Genomic DNA, 20,887 nt, shown 5'->3' with positions numbered 1-20,887 from the left:
TGTGTTGTTGAATCCATCCACAAACAGCTCTGGACTCTAATAGGTAGCTAGCTAATAATTCCATCGCCCATCCCCTCGCATTGCATCTATTGTTACTGGCGTCCCCCAAAGAGTTTTCCGCGTGCCCATTACCTTCCAGGCCTTGTTCGCCCCCGACCGCCTCGCCTTGCAGTTCGCCATCAAGACCGTGCTTGGCGGTGGGTTGGCGTTGTGGCTGGCCTTGCGCTTGGGGCTGGAGCAGCCGTCGTGGGCGCTGATGACCGCGTTCATCGTCGCCCAGCCCTTGTCCGGGATGGTGGTGCAGAAGGGCTTGGCGCGATTGCTCGGCACATTGGTGGGCACCGTCATGTCGGTGGTGTTCATGGGCCTGTTCGCCCAGGCACCGTGGTTATTCCTGCTGGCGTTGGCACTCTGGTTGGGCCTGTGCACGGCCTGCTCGACGCTGCTGCGCAGTGCCTGGTCGTACTCATTCGTGTTGGCCGGTTACACGGTGGCGATCATTGCCTTGCCGGCCCTTTCCCATCCGCTGGGCGTATTCGATCAGGCGGTGGCGCGCTGCACCGAGATCAGCCTGGGCATCGTCTGCGCCACGGCGGCCAGCGCCTTGCTCTGGCCGTTGCGGGTCGAGCGGCAATTGGCCGGTCAGGCGCTGGCGGCGTGGCAAAGCGGTATGCAGGCCGCCCGTGCGACCCTGGCCGGCGATGCCCAGGCCCGCAAAGGGTTGCTGGAAATCCTGGGCAGGATTGTCGCGGTGGATGCCCAGCGTGAACATGCCTGGTTCGAAGGCAGCCGTGGCCGGCAGCGCGCCCGGGCCATCAGCGGCTTGAGCCAGAAGTTGCTGATGCTGTTGCGCCTTTCACGCTCGGTGCGGCGGCAGTGGAAGCAGCTCGACCCCGAGGAAACCGTGGCGCTCCAGCCATGGATGAACGAGGTACAGCAAGCCCTCGACGCCGACAGTGCGACCCTCCAAGCCTTGCGTCCCCGGGTGTGGGATGCGTCCCACGATCCGCAGTTCAGCGCGGCGCAAAGTTACTGCCTGGCTCGCTTCGCCTTGTTGCTCGATACTGCCCTGGCCGCCTGCGCCGCCTTGACGGCGGTGCAGGAGGGTAGGGAAGCGGCGGATCCACCTCGCACCCTGGCGCCCCATCGCGACTTGTCCCTGGCCATGGTCTTCGGCGCTCGCAGCGCCCTGGCGTTCCTGGTCGTTGCCTGTTTCTGGCTGGCGACCGCCTGGCCCGCCGCATCGGGTGCGATGCTGCTGACGTGCGTGGTGTGCAGCCTGTTCGCCAGTCGTGAAAACGGCGCGCAGATCGGCATGAGTTTTCTACGGGGTATCCTGTTGGCCGTGCCCACGGCGTTCGTGATCGGCGAGCTCATACTGCCGCAATGGAGCAGTTTCGCAATGCTGTGCATGGCCATGGGCGTGCCGTTGTTTTTCGGCGCATTGGGCATGGCCAAGCCGCAGATCTTCGCCACGGCGACGTCGTTCTGCCTGCATTTCGTGGTGCTGATTTCGCCGCTCAATGCGATGAAATACGACGTCGCGGCGTTCTTCAACAACGCCCAGGCGATGATGATCGGCGTGGGCGCGGCGGTGCTGGCTTTCAATCTGCTGATTTTGCGCAACCCGGCCTGGCACAGCCGCCGCCTGCTGGCGGCGACTCTCCACGATCTGGTGCGCCTGACCCATCGCAGCCTGCGTGGCGCCGAGAGCTGGTTCGGTGGGCGCATGGCCGACCGGCTGTTGCAGCTGGCGCGGCATTACCCTGAATTGCCGGTGCAGGCGCGCAGCCGTTGGGATGATGGTTTGCTTGGCTTGGACATTGGCGATGAGTTGTTGCATTTGCGCCTGAGCCTGGCCGTCGCCCAAGTGCCCGATACCCGGGCGCAGCGCCGTTATTTCGAAGCGCTGGAGCAGGTACTCGAACGCGGCCCGGCCGGTGACCAGGCCGATGCGCTGGCCCCGGCGAGCGCCGAGTTCCTGAACGTGCTGGCTGCCCAGCCGCCCGGTGACGCACTGAAGCTGGCCCAAGGCGCGGTGGTGCAATTGCAAAACAGCTGGCGCGCCTGGTGCCGCCAGCACGAACCTGAACGACGGGAGCACAGCCATGGGCTTGCGTGAGTGGTCGATCGGCGGGGTGTTGCTCAGCCCGTTCCTGATTTATGTGGTGCTGGCCTTGCTGGTGACGGGTGCGTTGCGCCTGTTGCTCAGCCTGGTGCCGGCCGGGCGCTGGATCTGGCATGAAGCCTTGTTCGACTGCGCCCTGTATGTCTGTGTCCTGACTGTTATTACCGTGGTCCTCGGGCCGCTATAGGAGTTGAACATGCGTACATCCGTACGTGTTGCCGTCACGCTGTGCATGGTGGCCGTGGCGATCTTCGCCGGCTTTCACCTGTGGCAGTACTACATGCTCACGCCCTGGACCCGCGATGCGCGGATCCGCGCCGACGTGGTGGTGATTGCCCCCGATGTGTCGGGGTGGGTGCGCGAGCTCAAGGCGGTGGATAACCAGCAGGTCAAGGCTGGCGACCTGCTGTTGAGCATTGATCGCGAGCGTTTCGAGGCGGCGCTGGAAAAGGCCCGGGCCGTGGTCCAGACACGCCAGCAGCAGTTGAGTCTGCGTGAACACGAAGCCAGTCGCCGCGCCGCCTTGGGCCCCCAGGCCATCAGTGCCGAACTGCGGGAAAACGCCCAGATCAACGCCGGCATCGCCCGAGGCGAATTGCGCGAAGCCCAGGCCGAGGCCAAGGTGGCCGAACTCAACCTGGCCCGCAGCCAGGTCCTGGCCCCCCGCAGCGGCCACATCACCAACCTGCGCCTGGCCGAAGGCAACTACGTGAATGCCGGGCAGCCGGTCATGGCGCTGATCGACGACTCGACGTTTTATGTTCAGGCCTATTTCGAAGAGACCAAGTTGCCCAGGATTCGTGTGGGCGATCCGGTCAAGGTCTGGCTGATGAGTGCCGGCCATGCGCTGGAGGGGCATGTCGAAAGCATCAGTCGTGGCATTACCGACCGCAACACCAACCCCGATGCGCAGTTGCTGGCGGAGGTCGAGCCGACCTTCAACTGGGTGCGCCTGGCCCAGCGGATCCCGGTGCGGATCAAGCTGGACAAGGTGCCTGAGGGCGTGAACCTGAGCGCCGGGATGACTGCGAGCGTGCAGGTGCGGGAAGACCCGCAATAACCGCCGCGCTGCGTTCCCTGTGGCGAGGGAGCTTGCTCCCGCTGGGGCGCGAAGCGTCCCCAAAAAAGGCGCCCACGTTAGATCTGATCAAACGCGGGCGCTTTTTTTACGACGGCTTCGCCGCCGAGCGGGAGCAAGCTCCCTCGCCACAGTTCATTCAATCCACAGGGTGCATCAACCGACAGTAATCGCCGGCAACGTCGGCAACGTCACGGTCTGCTGCTTGCGCGGGGCGAGGATCTCGGCTTCGCCGTCCACTACCAGCTCGTCGCGCTGGTTGAATACGCGGGTGGCGATACGCACGCGGAACTTCGGCAGTTTTTCCAGGATTTCCAGGCGCACGGTCAGGGTGTCGCCAATTTTCACTGGTTTCTGGAAACTCATCTGCTGGCCGATGTAGATGGTGCCCGGCCCAGGCAACTCACACGCCACCGCCGCGCTGATCAGCGCACCGCTGAACATGCCATGGGCGATGCGCTCCTTGAACATGCTCGCCGCGGCGAATTCGGCGTCCAGGTGCACCGGGTTGTGATCGCCCGACATCGCCGCGAACAGCTGGATGTCGCGTTCCTCGACGGTCTTGCTGTAGCTGGCGGTCTGGCCGATTTCGAGGGCTTCGTAAGGGGTGTTGGTAACCTGGGTCATCTGTTTCAGATCCTGTGGGGTAAAGAAAAGCGTCGCAAACCTACTCGCTGCGTGGCGGCCGCTTGTGGTCCAAGGCCTGGGCGATCCAGGCCAGCACGTCGGCGGTCACTTCATCGCGGTTGGTTTCATTGAACAATTCGTGCCGGGCCTGCGGGTAAATCGTCAATTGCAGGTGTTGGCTGCCGGCGTCGCGCAGGGCGTCGGCCAGATCCTTCAGACGCTTGCCTTCGCTCACCGGATCACATTCACCGCCGATCACCAGCAGGGGCAGGCCCGGATCGATCTGGGCGAGATTGGACGCTTTGCTGATTTGCTGCAAGCCGCCGAGCAGGTCAATCCAAAGCTGATTGGTGCAACGGAAACCGCACAAGGGGTCGTGGATGTATTTATCAACTTCGATCGGGTCACGGCTGAGCCAGTCGAAGGGGGTACGCGTCGGTTTGAATTTCTTGTTGAAACTGCCGAACGACAGCCACTCGATCAGGGCGCTGCGCCCCGCCGCACCCTGGCGCCGGCGTTCGAAGCGGGCGATCAGGCGAGCGCTGCGATAGAGCACCACCGGTTGAAAGTTCGAGCCGCTGAGAATCGCCCCGTGCAGGCTGGCGCTGTGATGCAGCAGGTAACCCTGGGCCAGGTAGCTGCCCATGCTGTGGCCCAGTAGCAGAATAGGCGTATCCGGATGTTGCTGGCCGATGTGATGGTTGAGGCTGGCCAGGTCGCCCACGACCTTGGCCCAGCCGTCCTCGTCGGCAAAGTGACCGAGGATCGCTTCTTCGCCGGTCTTGCCATGGCCGCGCAGGTCCAGCGCGTAGACTCCGTAACCTTCGTCGCACAGCGCCTGGGCCAGGCGGGCGTAGCGGCCGCTGTGTTCGGCCATGCCATGGGCCAGCATGACCACCGCCAACGGGGCGGTTTCAGGCAGCCACTGGTTGACGAACAGGCGGCTGTGGTCGGTCGCGGTCAGCCAGAACGTTTGGTGGATCATGGCGGTTCCTTTGCACAAAGTCAGACGCTGCGTCGCTGCATTGTATAGCGCATCCGCTGCGTCTCGCCTGATCAGGCTGATCCATGGGAGGAAGATTCACACAATCTATGACGCAGGTTGCCATATTTGCCTGATTCGCCATAGCTGCTAGCGTCCCAGGAGCTCCGCCTCTGCAAGCGATACAGACGCGGCCCGGATATGCTCAGGTAAAGAGGACAAAAACAATGCAGCCTGATTTCTGGAATGACAAGCGCCCGGCCGGCGTGCCCCTGGATGTCGACCTCGGGGCCTACAAGTCGGTGGTCGAGGTGTTCGAGCGTTCCTGCAAGAAATTCGCCGACCGCCCGGCGTTCAGCAACATGGGGGTGACCCTCACGTACGCCGAGCTCGAACGCCACAGCGCAGCCTTCGCCGGTTACCTGCAAGCCCATACCGACCTGGCGCCGGGCGATCGTATCGCGGTGCAGATGCCTAACATCCTGCAGTACCCGATCGCCGTGTTCGGTGCGTTGCGCGCCGGGCTGATCGTGGTCAACACCAACCCGCTGTACACCCCGCGGGAAATGCGTCATCAGTTCAAGGACTCCGGTGCCCGGGCGCTGGTGTACCTGAACATGTTCGGGCAGAAAGTCCAGGAGGTGTTGCCCGACACGGACCTGCAATACCTGATCGAAGCGAAGATGGGCGACCTGATGCCCACCGCCAAGGGCTGGCTGGTCAACACGGTGGTGAGCAAGGTCAAGAAAATGGTCCCGGACTATTCGCTGCCCCAGGCCATTTCCTTCAAGAGCGCCTTGCGCCTGGGACGCGGCCAGGGCATCAAGCCGTTGAAGGTCAACCTCGATGACATTGCCGTGCTGCAATACACCGGCGGCACCACCGGGTTGGCAAAGGGGGCGATGCTGACCCACGGCAACCTGGTGGCCAACATGCAACAGGCCCGGGCGTGCCTGGGACAGCTCGGCGATGACGGACAGCCGCTGCTGCGCGAAGGCCAGGAGGTCATGATCGCGCCGCTGCCGCTGTACCATATCTATGCGTTCACGGCGAACTGCATGTGCATGATGGTGACCGGTAACCACAACGTGCTGATCACCAATCCGCGGGACATCGGTGGCTTCATCAAGGAATTGAAGAACTGGCGTTTTTCATTGTTGCTGGGGCTCAACACGCTGTTCGTGGCGCTGATGGACCATCCGGACTTCAAGACCCTGGATTTTTCCCACCTCAAGGTCACCAACTCCGGCGGCACCGCGTTGATCAAGGCCACCGCCGAGCGCTGGCAGCAGATCACCGGTTGCGGCATTACCGAGGGGTATGGCCTGACCGAAACCTCGCCGGTGGCCAGCGCCAATCCTTATGGCGGTAAATCCCGCCTGGGCACGGTGGGGATGCCGGTGCCGGGCACGCTGATGAAAGTGATCGATGACGAGGGCGTCGAGCAACCCCTGGGCGAGCGTGGCGAGCTGTGCATCAAGGGGCCGCAGATCATGAAAGGCTACTGGAACAAACCCGAGGCCACGGCCGAAGTGCTGGACAGCGAGGGCTGGTTCAAGTCCGGCGACATCGCGGTGATCGACCCGGACGGCTTCGTGCGCATCGTTGACCGCAAGAAGGACATGATCATCGTCTCGGGTTTCAACGTGTACCCCAACGAAATCGAAGACGTGGTGATGGCCCACCCCAAGGTCGCCAACTGCGCGGTGATCGGCGTGCCGGACGAGCGTTCGGGAGAGGCGGTGAAGTTGTTCGTGGTGGCGCGGGAAACCGGGGTCAGCCTTGAAGAACTCAAGGCCTACTGCAAGGAGAACTTCACCGGCTACAAGATTCCCAAGCACATCGTCTTGCGGGACTCATTGCCGATGACGCCGGTGGGCAAGATCCTGCGGCGGGAGTTGCGGGATATCGCCTGAGGCGCCTGCCTCATGGTGTTTTTGTGGGAGCGAGCCTGCTCGCGAAAGCGGTATATCAGCCAACATCTTTGTTACTGATATGCCGCCTTCGCGAGCAGGCTCGCTCCCACAGGTTTTGTGTATTTTGTAGTAATTGTGCAGAGGTTCGAATTTTTACTCTAAAAATGACCATTGACTATTCATGAGTCATGTTTATGACTGTGGGGGTTGTTTTTGGCTCTAGGCGACCCTCGGCAAAGCTGCTACTCTCGGCGCGCTTTTGTGACTTCTCGGCCTTGATTCAAGCCAGATTCACCAATAAACACACCAATAATAATCGCATCAAATGCGGTGAGAATTCGCGTTGCTGAGGAGTGGGCTTCCATGATCGAAGACTTTTGGAAGGATAAGTACCCAGCTGGGATTGCTGCCGACATCAATCCAGACGAGTATCCGAATATTCAGGCGGTGTTGAAGCAGTCCTGCCAACGCTTTGCCAACAAGCCGGCATTCAGCAACCTCGGCAAGACGATCACCTACGGTGAGCTCTACGAGTTGTCCGGGGCGTTTGCCGCGTACCTGCAACAGCATACCGATTTACAGCCGGGCGATCGAATCGCCGTGCAGTTGCCCAACGTTCTCCAGTACCCGGTGGCCGTGTTCGGTGCGATCCGCGCCGGGCTGATCGTGGTCAACACCAACCCGTTGTACACCGCGCGGGAAATGGAGCACCAGTTCAATGACTCCGGCGCCAAGGCGCTGGTGTGCCTGGCGAACATGGCGCACCTGGCCGAGACCGTGGTGCCGAAGACGGGCGTCAAGCACGTCATCGTCACCGAAGTCGCCGACCTGCTACCGCCACTCAAGCGCCTGTTGATCAACAGCGTGATCAAGTACGTCAAGAAAATGGTCCCGGCCTATCACTTGCCCAAGGCCGTGAAGTTCAACGACGTGTTGAGCAAAGGCCACGGCCAGCCCGTGAACGAAGCCAACCCCTCCAGCGACGATGTGGCCGTGCTGCAATACACCGGTGGTACCACCGGCGTGGCCAAGGGCGCGATGCTCAGCCACCGCAACCTGGTGGCCAACATGCTGCAGTGCAAGGCGCTGATGGGCTCCAACCTCAATGAAGGTTGTGAGGTACTGATCACGCCACTGCCGCTTTACCACATTTATGCGTTCACCTTTCATTGCATGGCGATGATGCTGATCGGCAACCACAACATCCTGATCAGCAACCCGCGTGACCTCTCGGCGATGGTCAAGGAACTGTCGAAGTGGAAGTTCAGCGGTTTCGTCGGCCTCAATACGCTGTTCGTGGCCCTGTGCAACAACGAAGCCTTCCGCAAGCTGGACTTCTCGGCCCTGAAAGTCACCCTGTCCGGTGGCATGGCCCTGCAACTCGCGGCAGCCGAGCGCTGGAAAGCGGTCACTGGTTGCCCGATCTGCGAAGGTTATGGCATGACCGAAACCAGCCCGGTGGCCACGGTCAACCCGATCCAGCACATCCAGGTCGGTACCATCGGCATCCCCGTGCCGTCGACGCTGTGCAAGGTGATCAATGACGCGGGCGTCGAACAGCCGTTGGGCGAAATCGGCGAGTTGTGCGTGAAAGGCCCGCAGGTCATGAAAGGCTACTGGCAGCGCCAGGAAGCCACCGATGAGATCCTCGACAGCGAAGGCTGGCTCAAGACCGGTGACATCGCGCTGATCCAGCCGGATGGCTACATGCGCATCGTCGATCGCAAGAAAGACATGATCCTGATCTCCGGTTTCAACGTGTACCCCAACGAGCTGGAAGATGTGCTGGCAACCCTGCCGGGCGTGCTGCAATGCGCGGCCATCGGCATCCCGGACGAGAAGTCTGGCGAGGCGATCAAGATCTTCATCGTCGCACGGCCGGGTGTCACGTTGACCAAGGAACAGGTGATGGAGCACATGCGCGCCAACGTCACCGGCTACAAGGTGCCCAAGGCCGTGGAATTCCGCGATGCCTTGCCTACCACCAACGTGGGCAAGATCCTGCGGCGCGAGTTGCGTGATGAAGAGCTTAAAAAGCTGGGGCTGAAGAAGTAAGGCCGTTGCCAATGACAAAGCCCCGCTGATGCGGGGCTTTTCATGTGCGGCGAATGTCCCGAGGCGGGGCCGCTTTTTGTGGCGAGGGAGCTTGCTCCCGCTGGGCTGTGGGAGCAAAGCTTGCTCGCGAAACAGGCGCCTCGATTCTGTAAGACCGCATCGCGTCCATCGCGGGCAAGCCTTGCTCCCACATAGCGGGAGCAAGCTCCCTCGCCACAACAGCTCCCCTGCAATCAACCTATGTGGAGCATTACAACCTGAACTGCGCAAAATCCAGGTTGGTGCCACCCGGCCGCATGTCCTGCAGGTAGGAATCCTTGTCGGCGCTCAGCTCCAGGCTCAGGGCTGCCTTGCGTTTACCCTGGTTGCGCACTTCCAGGCCTTCCATTTTTTCGCGCAGGAACACGGTCGGCACTTTCAAGTGCAGCAGCTCATCGGTGGCCGGCGTGTGCAGCAGCAGGTGGATCCATTCGTACTGACCGATGGCCAGGCGCGCCACCGGGATATCGAACCAGAAGATGTTACGGTTGCGGTTCAATTCGCTGAAGTGGCAGTTGTTGACGCCCAGTACGGCGCCGCCCAGTTCAAGGTTTCTGCGGGCGATGGCCTGCTTTTTATCGAGTTTCATAACGTTCCTACGGGGTTGGAGCTTCAGGCCGCCGCCTGAATACGTGGGGCATTCTCGGTGGTTGCCGGGTAAACATAAAGCCCCGCCTGTACGAACGATGAAACTTGGCTTGGCAATCATCGGTCAACTCAGCGTCGGGCCTGAAAAGACGAAATTGATCCAACGTCGCCAAACAGGCTACTTTGTCGTGGCAACGCCCCTGAGTCGCCAAGCGACCACCCCTTTTTGCGGCGAAAGGAGACGCACATGATGTTCCCGGCCTTGAAAGGCTTACCCTTGCATCGTGTGATGATGCGCACCGTGACCGAATTTCTCGACGACGAGATGTCGACCTACGCCTCGGCTTTGGCCTACCAAATGCTGTTTTCGCTGTTCCCGTTCATTCTCTTTCTGATCGCATTGATCGGCTTCCTGCACCTGCCGGACTTCTTCTCCTGGCTGCGCCTGCAATCGGAACTGGTGCTGCCGCCCCAGGCCCTGGAGCAGGTCAACCCGGTGATCGACCAGCTCCAGCAATCCAAGGGCGGCTTGTTGTCGGTGGGTATCGTCATTGCCTTGTGGACCGCTTCGGCGGGCGTGCGGCTGATGATGAGCGCGATGAACGCCGCCTACGACGTGGTCGAGGGCCGTCCGGCCTGGAAGCGCTTTCCGCTGTCGATCTTCTACACGGTCGGCATCGCCGGCATGCTGCTGGCCGCCGCGGCGCTGATGGTGCTCGGGCCGCAGGTGATGGGCTGGATTGCGGCCCAGGTCGGCCTGGAGGAGTTCATCGTCACGCTCTGGACGATTGTGCGCTGGCCGGTGATCGTGTTCTTGCTGATGGTCGCCGTGGCACTGATCTATTACGTGATGCCCGACGTCAAGCAGGAGTTTCGCTTCATCACCCCCGGGTCGGTGCTGGCGGTGGTGGTGTGGATCATCGCCTCCCTGGGCTTCGCGTTTTACGTCAAGACCTTTGCCAACTACAACGCCATGTATGGCAGCATTGGCGCGATCATCGTGTTGTTGCTGTATTTCTATATTTCTGCGGCGGTGCTGTTGCTCGGTGCGGAGATGAATGCGGTGATCGAGCACATGTCCGCCGAGGGCAAGAATCCAGGTGAAAAGAACCCGGGCGAGCATGAAAAGCAGCACGTGTCCGGCCTGGGGCGCGACCATTCCATCCCTCACACCCACCCTGACGAAGCCCGACCATGATCCGTGAAATCCTGAAAATGGGCGACGAACGCCTGCTGCGCATCGCCCCCCCGGTGCCCGCCGACCTGTTCGACAGCCCTGAGTTGTGGCAATTGATCGACGACATGTTCCAGACCATGGAAAGCGTCGGCGGCGTCGGTCTGGCGGCGCCGCAGATCGGCGTCGACTTGCAACTGGTGATCTTCGGCTTCGAACACAGCGAGCGTTACCCCGACGCCGAGGCGGTGCCCCAGACGATCCTGATCAACCCATTGATCACTCCGTTGGGCCCGCAGATGGAAGAGGGTTTTGAGGGTTGCCTGTCGGTACCGGGCCTGCGCGGTGCGGTGGATCGCTACCAGGACATCCGCTACGAAGGCTTCGACCCCAAGGGCGAGCCGATCGTGCGCTACGCGTCGGGCTTCCATGCGCGGGTGGTACAGCATGAATGCGATCACCTGATCGGGCGCTTGTACCCGTCGCGCATTACGGATTTCAGCAAGTTCGGCTTTACCGAGGTGATGTTTCCGGACCTGGATCCCATGGCCGACGACTAATAACCCGCCCCCGAACCCTGTGGGAGCGGGCTTGCTCGCGAAAGCGGTAGGTCAGCTTGCATTGATGTTGAATGTGCCGCCGTCTTCGCGGGCAAGCCCGCTCCCACATTGATCTGTATTGCACTTCAGGACTGTGTATTTAGCTTTAACCCCATCGCAATCATCGGCTTGCTGCGCGCATACCGGCTCAGGCGCTCGGCCATGGCATAGGGCAGTTCAGGATCGAAGCTGAAACCACGTCGCTCATAAAAACCACGCAAGTCCGGGTGACAGAACAACCACACCGGCTCATCCAGGTCTTTCACCGCCTCGGCGATCAACCGCGCGCCAATGCCCTGTACGCGGTACGTCGGGGCGACGAACAACCCGGTCAACCAATGCCCGCCCGACACGGGCCGCAGGCACAGGGCGGCGACAATCTCATCGCGCCTTGCCACCCACAATTGTGCGTCACGCACCGCTTTCATCGAAGATTGGTGGGCGCGGTAAAACTTGTTCATCAGTGGCCACAGCGGCTCGTCGAGTTGCGTGTAATGGATTTCGGACATGGCAGGGTCGTGGCGCAGAAGGGGGAGGCGATTATAAAAGAACGCGGGTGCGGCGATAGGCGTATACCTGACTGCACATCCCGTATGAGTGGAGTACGTATCATGGCCAAAGGCATGGATTCAAAAAAAGCGGCAAAGAAAAAACCGGCGAAGAGTGCTGATGAAAAGCGTGCCGACAAGAAGGCCAAGAAGGTGAATCTGTTCGGTCATTGAGCCGCTATCGTCCGGGTTGGCCTCGGTTTGAGTTGGGACGGTCGCCCCAGCTCAACCCCTTCGTTATGTGTCGAAGCTCAAAGCGAGGCGAGAAACATGTCCGTGGCCGAGGCCTTGTCGCCCGTGCGGCTTTCCTCGGCCTTTTCCACTTGCGCCATCGCCGATTTGTCCTGCATGCGCTGGGCAACCTCCTGACTGACGGCCATCTGCTTCTCGGGCGGCATCGCCTCCAACTCTTCCTGGGTAATGCCCATCTCTTCAAGGATGCTGTCGCGCAGGCGCTCTTCGGGCGTCTTGCTCATGTAGTCCTTGAATTCTGCCGTCGCGGAGCCGCCAAGCATCGTGGTTTCTTCGGCCGCTGACAAAGCAACGGTCTGCAAGTGCACGCGGGTCTTGGCGAATGCCTCGTCCACCTTGTCGCTGATGGCGGTGGCGGCGCTGACCTGCTGCGTGGCTTGTCGAGTGAAGGCGTCCTGGACCTGGGCACTGCCCTGGCTGGCCTGGGCCTGGACGTTATCGCGCAACGCCTGCAATGCGGCGCTTTGCAGGCCGCTGGCGGCTTCGGCGATGAGATCCTCGCCCGGGCGCTTGAGGGGCAAGACCATCGCTTGCTGTTTTGCACTGACCAACATGATGAACACCTTGTAGGTAATGGCTGAGCGAGGGGCAGGAGCAATTCCCATGCCGTGCCGCGAGAACCTTATTCCAAGGGCTTTTAGACGGGCGTGCTGCGAGCGGGGCGGCCAATCCTTGCCGTTCGTCGGCATGGATCGACCGCCTCGTGCCGGGGCCGCTCAGGTGCTTTCGCGAACCTTGAGCTCAAAGCCCATGTCCACCACCGGCTGGGCGATGCGGTTGCCGGCCATCAGCGTCAGCATCTGTTCGGCGGCGCGACGGCCGATGGCTTCCCGTGGGGTGCTGATACTGCTCAGGCGCGGCACCATGTGGGCTGAGGCGGGCAGGTCGTTGAAGCCCAAGACCGAGACCTGCTCGGGGATCTTGATGCCGCAGCGCAGGGCCTCGAACAAGGCGCCGTGGGCCAGGTCGTCGTTGCCGAAGAAAATCGCATCGACGTCCGGGTGGCTGTCGAGCAATTGCAGGAATAATTCGCCACCCAGGCCCACCGAGGAGGGGCGCGGGGTCAGCAGTTCCAGATCCGGGTCATACAAGCCGGCCTTCTGCAGGGCGCGACGAAAGCCTTCGCCGCGCAGCAGGGTACGTTGGTCCAGCTGCGCACCGATGTAGGCCAGGCGCTTGCGGCCTTTGGAAATCAAGTGCTCGGCCGCCGTTTCCCCCGCCTTGAGCTGGGAAAAACCAACGCAGTTGAGCCCGGCGCCGGGGTCCAGTTCCATCATGTACACGCAGGGAATGTTGCTGGCCTCGATCATCCGCCGGGCGCTTTCGGTGCGGTCGAAACCGGTCAGCAGCAGACCCCGTGGCTGATAGGCCATGTAGTTGCGCAACAGGTCTTCTTCCTCGTCCCGGGAATAGTGATAGTTGCCGATCACCACTTCGAAACCCTTGGGCCGCAGGACCCGATGGATGGCTTCCAAGGTGTCGATGAACAACAGGTTGGACAACGACGGCACCAACACCACCACCGAATGGCTCTGGGCCGAAGCCAGGGCACGGGCGGCGGGATTGACGACGTAGTTGAGCTCCACGGCGGCCTGGCGGACTTTTTCCACCAGTTCCGAGGCAACGGTGCTGACGCCGCGCAGGGCACGGGAGGCGGTGATGGGGCTGACACCGGCCAGGCGTGCGACTTCGTTGAGCGTGGGGCGACCGGTGGTGCGAGTATTCTTATCGTTTTTAGGGGCGGTCATCAGGGCGGCTTGCCAAACAAAAATCAAGGCACTAAGGTAGCGCTGTCTCGACGCCGCTGCAAATGCGTGAACGGGGGTTGCCTGATCTCCCGTCCGCTCGCGTCGTGAACGAACATGCTGCAACCACAAAAATGACAAGAAGGCGTCGGCAACTTCTGCTTTTGCTGCGGTGTCATAACTGGCAAAGGTAGCGCTGTCTGCGCGCTGAGGTGTTACATGAACAATCCCATCACCGCCCTGGTCATCATGGGCGTTGCCGGTTGCGGCAAGACATGCGTCAGCCAGGCCCTGTGCCAATTGAGCGGCGCCACCGCCATCGAAGGCGACACCTTCCACCCCGCGGCCAACATCCAGAAGATGAGCGCCGGTATTCCCCTGAACGACGACGACCGTGCCGGCTGGCTCGACAGCCTGTGCGATGAGTTGCGCCGTGTCGACGCCACGGGCGAGCGCCCGGTGCTGACCTGCTCGGCCCTCAAGCACAGTTATCGCGAGCGTCTGCGCAGTGCCTTGCCCGGCCTGGGCTTCGTATTCCTTGAATTGACCCCCGAAGTGGCCGCCGATCGCGTTTCCCACCGTCCCGGTCATTTCATGCCGTCGACTCTGATCGACAGCCAGTTTGCCACCCTTGAATCCCCTGTCGGCGAGCCCCTGACCCTGGCTCTGGACGCGTCCAGCCACAGCATCGACGAACTGGCGCGCCAGGCTTACGTCTGGTGGTTGGCCCACGGTTTGAAGCTTGCCGGCTGAGTTTCAAAAAATTTGCGTCAGAAAGATAGCGCTGTCCCGACGGCTTATAAATAACTGCTTCAATAACAACAACAAATCAGGAGACACCTCCCATGTTCGGCATGTCCCACGAGACGTTCCTACTGCTTGATGCAGTGGTCACGGTGATCGGACTCATCGTCCTCATCACCAAGTTCAAATTCCACCCGTTCATTGCACTGACCATCGCCGCCGCGTTCCTCGGCCTGACGTCGGGCATGCCGACCGGCACCATCATCAAGGCGTTCCAGGACGGCTTCGGTGGCGTGCTCGGCTTTGTCGGCATCATCCTGGCGCTGGGTACGATGCTCGGCAAGATGATGGCCGAGTCGGGCGGGGCCGATCAGATTGCCCAGACCTTGATCCGTGCCTTCGGCAAGGACAAGGTGCAGTGGGCGATGATGTTCGCCGCGTTCCTGGTGGGCATCCCGCTGTTCTTCGAGATCGGCTTCGTGTTGCTGATCCCGCTGGTGTTCATCGTGGCGCGCCGCACCGGCGTGTCGATCATCAAGATCGGTATCCCGTTGCTGGCCGGCCTTTCCGCGGTCCACGGCCTGGTGCCACCGCACCCGGGTCCGCTGCTGGCGATCGGCATCTTTGGCGCAGACATCGGCAAGACCATTCTCTATGGCCTGATCGTCGCACTGCCGACCGCCATCATTGCCGGCCCGATCTTCGGTACGTTCATTGCCAAGCACATCCCCGGCCATCCGAACCAGGAATTGGTGGATCAACTGGCCCGCGAGACAAACGCCGCCGAGCTGCCAAGCTTCAGCATCACCCTGATCACCGTACTGTCGCCGGTGTTCCTGATGTTGCTCAAGACCTTTGCTGACGTAGCGCTGCCGGACGGCAACCTCTTCCGCGTCTGGATGGACATGATCGGCCACCCGATCTCGGCCTTGCTGCTGGCGTTGCTGCTGTCGCTGTACACCTTCGGCTACAAGCAGGGCATCGGCTCCAGCCAGATGCTCAAATGGCTGGACGCAAGCCTGGCCCCGACTGCCGCGATCATCCTGATCATCGGTGCCGGTGGCGGCTTCAAGCAGATGCTGGTGACCAGCGGCGTGGGCGATGTGATCGGCCACATGGCGGTCAGTGCGCAGATTTCGCCGATCCTATTGGCGTGGCTGGTGGCGGCGGTGATTCGTATTGCGACCGGTTCGGCCACTGTGGCGACCATTACGGGGGCCGGGATCGTGGTGCCGGTGGTGGGGATGATGCCGGGCGTGAACCGTGAGCTGCTGGTGCTGGCGACCGGTGCCGGTTCGTTGATCCTGTCCCACGTGAACGACGCAGGTTTCTGGCTGGTCAAGCAGTACTTCAACATGACCGTGGCCGAAACCTTCAAGACCTGGACCGCGATGGAAACCATCCTGTCCGTGGTGGGGCTGATCTTTATCCTGCTGTTGTCGCTGGTGATCTAACAGGCGCTGCGGCACAAACTGTGGGAGCGGGCTTGCTCGCGAAGGCGTTGTCTCAGTCGAGTAGATGATGACTGACACACCGCCTTCGCGAGCAAGCCCGCTCCCACATTAGTTTGGTGTCAGGCGTTAGGTTTGCTTACCAGCCCATCCGCCCGAAACATCCCACGGATCCCCCGCACAGCCTGGCGAATCCGGTCCTGGTTCTCGATCAGCGCAAAGCGCACATGATCATCTCCATATTCCCCGAACCCCACCCCCGGCGAGACGCAGACCTTGGCTTCGGCCAACAGCTTCTTGGCAAATTCCAGCGAGCCCAGGTGCGCATAGGCATCGGGAATTTTCGCCCAGACGTACATCGAAGCCTTGGGGTTTTCCACCATCCAGCCCAGCTCATGCAGGCCCTTGACCAGCACATTGCGGCGTTGGCGGTACTGTTCGGCGATGTCGCGCACGCATTGCTGGTCGCCTTCGAGAGCGGCGATGGCGGCCACTTGCAGCGGGGTGAAGGTGCCGTAGTCGTGGTAGCTCTTGATCCGCGCCAGGGCGCTGACCAGTTCCGGGTTGCCGACCATGAAGCCGATGCGCCAGCCGGCCATGTTGTAGCTCTTGGACAGAGTGAAGAACTCCACCGCGATGTCTTTGGCGCCAGGCACCTGCATGATCGACGGGGCTTTCCAGCCGTCATAGACGATGTCGGCGTAGGCCAGGTCGTGGATCACCAACACGTCGTACTGCTTGGCGAGGGCGATGACCCGTTCGAAGAAGTCCAGCTCCACGCATTGGGCGGTGGGGTTGGAGGGGAAGCCCAGGATCATCATCTTTGGCTTGGGAATCGAGCCGCGAATGGCCCGCTCCAGTTCGTCGAAGAAATCCACCCCTGGCACCAGCGGCACCGAACGCACCTGGGCGCCGGCGATCACCGCGCCGTAGATGTGGATCGGATAGCTGGGGTTGGGCACCAGCACCGTGTCGCCCTGGTCCAGGGTGGCCAGCATCAGGTGTGCCAGGCCTTCCTTGGAACCGATGGTGACGATGGCTTCGCTTTCCGGGTCGATGTCCACTTCATAGCGGTCCTTGTACCAGCGCGAAATGGCGCGGCGCAGGCGTGGGATGCCTTTGGACGTGGAGTAGCCGTGGGTGTCTTCACGCTGGGCGACGGTGACCAGTTTCTCCACGATGTGCGGGGGCGTGGCGCCGTCGGGGTTACCCATGCTCAGGTCGATGATGTCTTCGCCGCGCCGACGCGCAGCCATCTTCAGCTCGGCAGTGATATTGAATACGTACGGGGGGAGTCGATCGATGCGCGCAAAGCGGCGCGGCGAACCTTGTTCGGCCATTGTTGCCTCGAGATACGTGAGCGCCCGGAACCGTCCGAGCGACGTTGGCCACTGCGGTGGCCTGCGGCGCAAGATAATCGGGCGGATGTCGGATTGTCCAGTAGCCGCGTCGAACTATTTTCGACGACACTGTCGCCCAGGCTGCGGCGCTATCGATGGTCGCCGCGACATGTTTAACCTGTCTCTCCCAATCCTGATGGAATGAATGATGGAATTTTCCAGCGGCTTCCTGCTGAGCCTTTCCCTGTGCCTGGACATTGGCGTGGCCAATATCGCGATGATCACCCTGGCGATGCAGCGTGGCTATTTCCAGGGTTTCGCCTTGGGCCTGGGCACTTGCGTGGGCGACCTGGTCTACGCCGTCCTGGCCCTGGCCGGCATGACCGTGCTGCTGCAATACGAAACGGTGCGCTGGGTGCTGTGGCTCGGTGGTTCTGTGCTGTTGCTGTATTTCGCGGCGAAGATGATCCATTCGGCGATCTATCACAGCACCGTACTGGCCGAGGCGGGCGAGGTGCAGGGCAACTCTTCGCGCCAGGAGTTTTTTCGCGGGATTTTCCTGGCCATGTCATCGCCCAGTGCCATCCTCTGGTTCGCGGCGGTGGGCGGCACGCTGATTGCTCGTTCGGGCGGCGGAACCTTGCTCAGCTCGGCGCTGTTCCTCAGCGGTTTTCTCTGTGCCGGGCTGCTGTGGTGCGCGGCCTTGTGCCTGGCCGCGACCCAGGGCGGCAAACTGTTGGGGGATAAACTGTTGCGTTATTCCTATTGGGCATCCGCCGCGATCTTCTGCTATTTCGCAGTATATGTGATCGTTTCTGGCTACAACGAGTTTGTAGGAAAAACCGGCACCGGCACTGTTCCTGGCTTCTGACAAGCGAAACGGTCCTGCCAATCACGGTTTGGCTTCTATACTGCCAAACCCGACTTCACGTTTGCTGGAGTGTTGCCGCATGGAAAAGCACAAACGCGATTGCACAACCGAACCACGCTTTGAGCAGGGACGTTTTCAGCTGATCGCCGGCTTTGGTGCCCGGTTTACCGAGGACACCGCCCAAGACATCCCTTTGCTCTGGGAAAAGTTCCTGCCCTGGCTCGGCAAAGTGCCAGGGCAGAAAGATGAAGTGACCTACGGCGTGTGTTGCAACCCGGACGGGAAGGGTGGGTTCGAATACATCGCCGGCGTGGAGATCAGTCGGCTCGACGATCTGCCGGAGCAATACCGTTGGATCGAAATCCAGCCAGGGCATTACGCGGTCTTCGAACACAAGGGGCCGTTGAAACAGCTGCCGGACACGTTCCAATACATCTGGAATGAGTGGTTGCCGCATTCCGGCCACGAAGCGGCCGAGCTGCCGGAGTTCGAGCGCTACAGCGAGGATTTCAACCCCAGGACCGGCCAAGGCACCCTGGAGATCTGGATCCCGCTCAAGCCGAGCTGATCGTCGCGGCTTCAGTACAAACTGGCCTGCACCCGCGCAGGCGCTTCACGGTCGTAAGTCTCGGCATCGAACTGCCCATCATTCAAACGCTTGTGGATCGCCCCGGCGCTGGGCAGGGCTGAGCGCTCGAGATGGCGGGCCGGGTTCCACAGATCTGAACGCACGATGGCTTTGGCACAATGGAAAAACGCCGCTTCGACCGTCACCAGCAGCACGGTGCGAGCCGGCTTGCCGTTGACCGCAAAGCGTTCCAGCAGTGCCGGTTCGGCGCTGATCCGGGCGGTGCCGTTGACCCGCAAGGTCTCGCCAATGCCTGGAATGAGGAACAGCAGCGATACCCGTGGATCGTGCAAAACGTTGCGCAGCGTGTCGATGCGGTTGTTGCCGGGACGATCCGGCAGGGCCAGGGTCCGCTCGTCGAGGATCTGCACAAAACCTGGCACGTCGCCCCGGGGCGAGCTATCGAGGCCGTCGGGGCCTGCGGAACCGATGACCACCAGCGGCGAGGCCCGGACCATCGCCTGATAATCCTCGTTCAAAAACGGGATCTGTTTACGCACTGCCCGTTCGTGAGGCAAGCCATACAGGGCTTCCAACTGTTCAATCGACGTCACCATCATCCATTCATCCTGAGTCTATGGGCCAAGGTCTTCAAAACATCAACCCCATCCGCCGCTCATAACCGATGCGGCCCTTGTAGGCTTCGCCACTGTCGACCCAGCCCATCCGGGTGTACAGGCCGATGGCCGAGTCGTTGTCGGCGTCCACCGAGAGCTCCAGCCCGCGGATCTCCGGCCAGGCGGCGCGCGCCACGGCGGGCAGCGCCTGCAGGCAGGCCTTGCCATAACCTTGGCCCTGGGCCCGGTGGTCGACTTGCAGGGCATGCAGGGTGGCGCTGTGTTCGTTGGCCCAGGCGGGCAGTACCGGTGGGCGCTTGAGCAGCAGGAAGGCCACCGGCACCTCCTGCGCCAATAGCGCAAAGCCTTTGACCCCGGGGCCGGGTTTGGACAGCAGCGTATGCAGGGCGCCGTGGATATCGCCGGCGAACTTGATCTGTCCGGGGTGGATTTCGATGGCGGTGACCTGTTCGCGTTGACGCGGGGTCAGGTCTTCGTAGGGGACGAGCTGAACGGTCACAAAAACATCCATTGTTTGCCGGCTAAATGAGACGTGGATTCTAGCGAATTTTTTTCTTTGGATTATTTTTGTTGGATTGTCGATTCGCTGTTTCTCCAAACGACCAAGGGTGTCTTCAACAAAAAAACTGCGGAGAATCACCATGAATACCCAAACCACTGAAACCCAGATCCAGGCCCTGATCGACACCTATCGCCAGGCCGTGATGACCAAGGACGTTGAAAAGGTCATGGCGCTCTATGACGAGGACATTGTCTCGTTCGATGCCATCCAGGCCTTGCAATTCAAGGGCAAGACCGCTTACCGGGCCCATTGGCAAGCCTGCATGGAAATGTGCCCCGGCCCGCACAAGTTCGACTTTCATCAGGTCAAGATTACCCCGGCCGATAACATCGCCTTCGCCCACTGGCTCGCCTATTGCGGCGGCACCAACGAAAAGGGTGAGGAGCAAGCCTGCTGGATGCGCGTGACGGCCTGCTATCAGTGTGTTGCCGGACAATGGCGGATCGTCCATGAACATTGGTCCGCCCCGTTCGACCCGATGGCCGGGACGGCGCTGTTCGACCTGCAACCCTGATCGTCGGTTTTTTTGCCGAGGGTCATTCTGCCGTCCATAGTTGATCAGTCCGATCACGGAGCCTTCCATGAAGTACCTATGCCTGGTGTATAGCAACGAACACACGCTGCACAATTCGCCCGACAGCCCGGAGGACGCCGAGTGCATGGCCTATGCCGAGTCGATCCAGGGCAGCGGGCGCATGGTGGCCGCCGAGGCCCTGGAGTCGGTACAGACCGCCACGACGGTGCGCATGCGCGGCGGCAAGCTGTCGATCACCGACGGCCCGTTCGCCGAAACCAAGGAGCAACTGGCGGGCTTCTATTTGATCGACGCCAAGGACCTCAACGAAGCCATCCAGGTCGCCGGCAATATTCCGGCGGCCCGGGTCGGCTGCGTCGAAGTACGACCGGTACGCCAACTGAACCCCTGAACAACAAGCACAAACAGGATTTCATTCATGAACCTCACAACTGCCTCTCATGCGTT

Annotated in this window: 22 protein-coding genes; 13 read left to right on the top strand and 9 right to left on the bottom strand. The window is 61.3% G+C overall.

Annotation, left to right across the window (positions count from 1 at the left end; genetic code table 11):
• Window positions 1-121 precede the first annotated feature (121 nt).
• Genes M1D99_RS23360 through M1D99_RS23350 form a run of 3 tightly spaced genes read left to right on the top strand, consistent with a single transcriptional unit; the run spans window position 122 to window position 3,188 of the window.
• The gene (locus M1D99_RS23360) at window positions 122-2,122 is read left to right on the top strand and encodes an FUSC family protein (RefSeq protein ID WP_458130840.1); all 2,001 of its coding nucleotides are present in this window, start codon (window positions 122-124) and stop codon (window positions 2,120-2,122) included.
• The gene (locus M1D99_RS23355) at window positions 2,109-2,315 is read left to right on the top strand and encodes a DUF1656 domain-containing protein (RefSeq protein WP_003198565.1); all 207 of its coding nucleotides are present in this window, start codon (window positions 2,109-2,111) and stop codon (window positions 2,313-2,315) included. Before M1D99_RS23360 ends, M1D99_RS23355 begins: the two co-directional genes overlap by 14 nt.
• 9 nt (window positions 2,316-2,324) lie before the next feature.
• Window positions 2,325-3,188: an efflux RND transporter periplasmic adaptor subunit gene (locus M1D99_RS23350; protein ID WP_186730491.1), complete on the top strand. Its 864-nt coding sequence runs from the start codon at window positions 2,325-2,327 to the stop codon at window positions 3,186-3,188.
• Between the two features lie 174 nt (window positions 3,189-3,362).
• Here the strand turns inward: M1D99_RS23350 and M1D99_RS23345 are convergent, their stop codons facing one another.
• Window positions 3,363-3,833 (bottom strand): MaoC family dehydratase, encoded by a 471-nt coding sequence (locus M1D99_RS23345; protein ID WP_014336929.1) that lies wholly within the window; start codon window positions 3,831-3,833, stop codon window positions 3,363-3,365.
• Between the two features lie 40 nt (window positions 3,834-3,873).
• Window positions 3,874-4,818, bottom strand: a complete 945-nt coding sequence (locus M1D99_RS23340) for an alpha/beta hydrolase (protein ID WP_434571934.1) — start codon at window positions 4,816-4,818, stop codon at window positions 3,874-3,876.
• Between the two features lie 224 nt (window positions 4,819-5,042).
• On the opposite strand from M1D99_RS23340, the gene fadD2 reads away from it, so the two are divergent.
• Entirely contained in the window at window positions 5,043-6,731 is a 1,689-nt protein-coding gene (gene fadD2 / locus M1D99_RS23335) for a long-chain-fatty-acid--CoA ligase FadD2 (protein WP_458130839.1), read from the top strand.
• Between the two features lie 363 nt (window positions 6,732-7,094).
• Window positions 7,095-8,786, top strand: a complete 1,692-nt coding sequence (fadD1, locus tag M1D99_RS23330) for a long-chain-fatty-acid--CoA ligase FadD1 (protein ID WP_186709199.1) — start codon at window positions 7,095-7,097, stop codon at window positions 8,784-8,786.
• Window positions 8,787-9,036: 250 nt separating this feature from the next.
• On the opposite strand, the gene M1D99_RS23325 is transcribed toward fadD1, so the two are convergent.
• The gene (locus tag M1D99_RS23325) at window positions 9,037-9,414 is read right to left on the bottom strand and encodes a hypothetical protein (protein ID WP_186709198.1); all 378 of its coding nucleotides are present in this window, start codon (window positions 9,412-9,414) and stop codon (window positions 9,037-9,039) included.
• A gap of 246 nt (window positions 9,415-9,660) precedes the next feature.
• On the opposite strand from M1D99_RS23325, the gene M1D99_RS23320 reads away from it, so the two are divergent.
• Together M1D99_RS23320 and def are read left to right on the top strand one after the other, a co-directional pair.
• Window positions 9,661-10,611 (top strand): YihY/virulence factor BrkB family protein, encoded by a 951-nt coding sequence (locus tag M1D99_RS23320; protein WP_053119137.1) that lies wholly within the window; start codon window positions 9,661-9,663, stop codon window positions 10,609-10,611.
• Window positions 10,608-11,147, top strand: coding sequence for a peptide deformylase (def, locus tag M1D99_RS23315; RefSeq protein ID WP_186709197.1), 540 nt, complete (start codon window positions 10,608-10,610; stop codon window positions 11,145-11,147). Before M1D99_RS23320 ends, def begins: the two co-directional genes overlap by 4 nt.
• Before the next feature lie 125 nt (window positions 11,148-11,272).
• On the opposite strand, the gene M1D99_RS23310 is transcribed toward def, so the two are convergent.
• From M1D99_RS23310 to gntR, 3 genes are all read right to left on the bottom strand, one after another.
• Window positions 11,273-11,695, bottom strand: coding sequence for a GNAT family N-acetyltransferase (locus M1D99_RS23310; RefSeq protein WP_186709196.1), 423 nt, complete (start codon window positions 11,693-11,695; stop codon window positions 11,273-11,275).
• 290 nt (window positions 11,696-11,985) lie between these two features.
• Window positions 11,986-12,540, bottom strand: a complete 555-nt coding sequence (locus M1D99_RS23305; RefSeq protein WP_458130838.1) for a hypothetical protein — start codon at window positions 12,538-12,540, stop codon at window positions 11,986-11,988.
• 162 nt (window positions 12,541-12,702) lie between these two features.
• Window positions 12,703-13,734, bottom strand: coding sequence for an HTH-type transcriptional regulator GntR (gene gntR / locus M1D99_RS23300; protein WP_186730497.1), 1,032 nt, complete (start codon window positions 13,732-13,734; stop codon window positions 12,703-12,705).
• 216 nt (window positions 13,735-13,950) lie between these two features.
• On the opposite strand from gntR, the gene M1D99_RS23295 reads away from it, so the two are divergent.
• Entirely contained in the window at window positions 13,951-14,484 is a 534-nt protein-coding gene (locus M1D99_RS23295; RefSeq protein WP_186613539.1) for a gluconokinase, read from the top strand.
• 92 nt (window positions 14,485-14,576) lie between these two features.
• The gene (locus M1D99_RS23290; protein ID WP_053182604.1) at window positions 14,577-15,929 is read left to right on the top strand and encodes a GntP family permease; all 1,353 of its coding nucleotides are present in this window, start codon (window positions 14,577-14,579) and stop codon (window positions 15,927-15,929) included.
• Window positions 15,930-16,048: 119 nt separating this feature from the next.
• On the opposite strand, the gene alaC is transcribed toward M1D99_RS23290, so the two are convergent.
• Window positions 16,049-17,266 carry an alanine transaminase gene (alaC, locus tag M1D99_RS23285; RefSeq protein ID WP_434571924.1) on the bottom strand — a complete coding sequence of 406 codons (1,218 nt, stop codon included), beginning with the start codon at window positions 17,264-17,266 and terminating at the stop codon, window positions 16,049-16,051.
• Between the two features lie 208 nt (window positions 17,267-17,474).
• Between alaC and M1D99_RS23280 the strand changes: the two genes are divergently transcribed.
• Window positions 17,475-18,137 (top strand): LysE family translocator, encoded by a 663-nt coding sequence (locus M1D99_RS23280; protein WP_186709184.1) that lies wholly within the window; start codon window positions 17,475-17,477, stop codon window positions 18,135-18,137.
• Window positions 18,138-18,216: 79 nt separating this feature from the next.
• On the top strand, window positions 18,217-18,705 hold the full coding sequence (locus tag M1D99_RS23275; RefSeq protein ID WP_186730499.1) for a GyrI-like domain-containing protein: 489 nt from the start codon (window positions 18,217-18,219) through the stop codon (window positions 18,703-18,705).
• An 11-nt stretch (window positions 18,706-18,716) separates the two neighbouring features.
• Here M1D99_RS23275 and M1D99_RS23270 read toward each other — a convergent pair whose 3' ends face one another.
• Both M1D99_RS23270 and M1D99_RS23265 read right to left on the bottom strand, forming a co-directional pair.
• Complete coding sequence (locus M1D99_RS23270; protein ID WP_250965680.1) at window positions 18,717-19,322, bottom strand: pyridoxamine 5'-phosphate oxidase family protein; 606 nt, start codon at window positions 19,320-19,322, stop codon at window positions 18,717-18,719.
• A gap of 34 nt (window positions 19,323-19,356) precedes the next feature.
• On the bottom strand, window positions 19,357-19,842 hold the full coding sequence (locus M1D99_RS23265; RefSeq protein ID WP_186709182.1) for a GNAT family N-acetyltransferase: 486 nt from the start codon (window positions 19,840-19,842) through the stop codon (window positions 19,357-19,359).
• Window positions 19,843-19,984: 142 nt separating this feature from the next.
• Between M1D99_RS23265 and M1D99_RS23260 the strand changes: the two genes are divergently transcribed.
• Both M1D99_RS23260 and M1D99_RS23255 read left to right on the top strand, forming a co-directional pair.
• Window positions 19,985-20,419 carry a YybH family protein gene (locus M1D99_RS23260; RefSeq protein WP_458130837.1) on the top strand — a complete coding sequence of 145 codons (435 nt, stop codon included), beginning with the start codon at window positions 19,985-19,987 and terminating at the stop codon, window positions 20,417-20,419.
• Window positions 20,420-20,486: 67 nt separating this feature from the next.
• Complete coding sequence (locus M1D99_RS23255) at window positions 20,487-20,831, top strand: YciI family protein (RefSeq protein WP_186709173.1); 345 nt, start codon at window positions 20,487-20,489, stop codon at window positions 20,829-20,831.
• Window positions 20,832-20,887: the final 56 nt, after the last annotated feature.

This window comes from Pseudomonas sp. R3-41 (assembly GCF_054161485.1).
This window is presented reverse-complemented; position numbering and strand designations above follow the sequence as displayed.

Coding starts and splice junctions, on each gene's coding strand:
- M1D99_RS23355 (WP_003198565.1), top strand. CDS start 2,109: ATGGGCTTGCGTGAGTGGTCGATCGGCGGGGTGTTGCTCAGCCCGTTC.
- M1D99_RS23350 (WP_186730491.1), top strand. CDS start 2,325: ATGCGTACATCCGTACGTGTTGCCGTCACGCTGTGCATGGTGGCCGTG.
- M1D99_RS23345 (WP_014336929.1), bottom strand. CDS start 3,833: ATGACCCAGGTTACCAACACCCCTTACGAAGCCCTCGAAATCGGCCAG.
- M1D99_RS23340 (WP_434571934.1), bottom strand. CDS start 4,818: ATGATCCACCAAACGTTCTGGCTGACCGCGACCGACCACAGCCGCCTG.
- fadD2 (WP_458130839.1), top strand. CDS start 5,043: ATGCAGCCTGATTTCTGGAATGACAAGCGCCCGGCCGGCGTGCCCCTG.
- fadD1 (WP_186709199.1), top strand. CDS start 7,095: ATGATCGAAGACTTTTGGAAGGATAAGTACCCAGCTGGGATTGCTGCC.
- M1D99_RS23325 (WP_186709198.1), bottom strand. CDS start 9,414: ATGAAACTCGATAAAAAGCAGGCCATCGCCCGCAGAAACCTTGAACTG.
- M1D99_RS23320 (WP_053119137.1), top strand. CDS start 9,661: ATGATGTTCCCGGCCTTGAAAGGCTTACCCTTGCATCGTGTGATGATG.
- def (WP_186709197.1), top strand. CDS start 10,608: ATGATCCGTGAAATCCTGAAAATGGGCGACGAACGCCTGCTGCGCATC.
- M1D99_RS23310 (WP_186709196.1), bottom strand. CDS start 11,695: ATGTCCGAAATCCATTACACGCAACTCGACGAGCCGCTGTGGCCACTG.
- M1D99_RS23305 (WP_458130838.1), bottom strand. CDS start 12,540: ATGTTGGTCAGTGCAAAACAGCAAGCGATGGTCTTGCCCCTCAAGCGC.
- gntR (WP_186730497.1), bottom strand. CDS start 13,734: ATGACCGCCCCTAAAAACGATAAGAATACTCGCACCACCGGTCGCCCC.
- M1D99_RS23295 (WP_186613539.1), top strand. CDS start 13,951: ATGAACAATCCCATCACCGCCCTGGTCATCATGGGCGTTGCCGGTTGC.
- M1D99_RS23290 (WP_053182604.1), top strand. CDS start 14,577: ATGTTCGGCATGTCCCACGAGACGTTCCTACTGCTTGATGCAGTGGTC.
- alaC (WP_434571924.1), bottom strand. CDS start 17,266: ATGGCCGAACAAGGTTCGCCGCGCCGCTTTGCGCGCATCGATCGACTC.
- M1D99_RS23280 (WP_186709184.1), top strand. CDS start 17,475: ATGGAATTTTCCAGCGGCTTCCTGCTGAGCCTTTCCCTGTGCCTGGAC.
- M1D99_RS23275 (WP_186730499.1), top strand. CDS start 18,217: ATGGAAAAGCACAAACGCGATTGCACAACCGAACCACGCTTTGAGCAG.
- M1D99_RS23270 (WP_250965680.1), bottom strand. CDS start 19,322: ATGGTGACGTCGATTGAACAGTTGGAAGCCCTGTATGGCTTGCCTCAC.
- M1D99_RS23260 (WP_458130837.1), top strand. CDS start 19,985: ATGAATACCCAAACCACTGAAACCCAGATCCAGGCCCTGATCGACACC.
- M1D99_RS23255 (WP_186709173.1), top strand. CDS start 20,487: ATGAAGTACCTATGCCTGGTGTATAGCAACGAACACACGCTGCACAAT.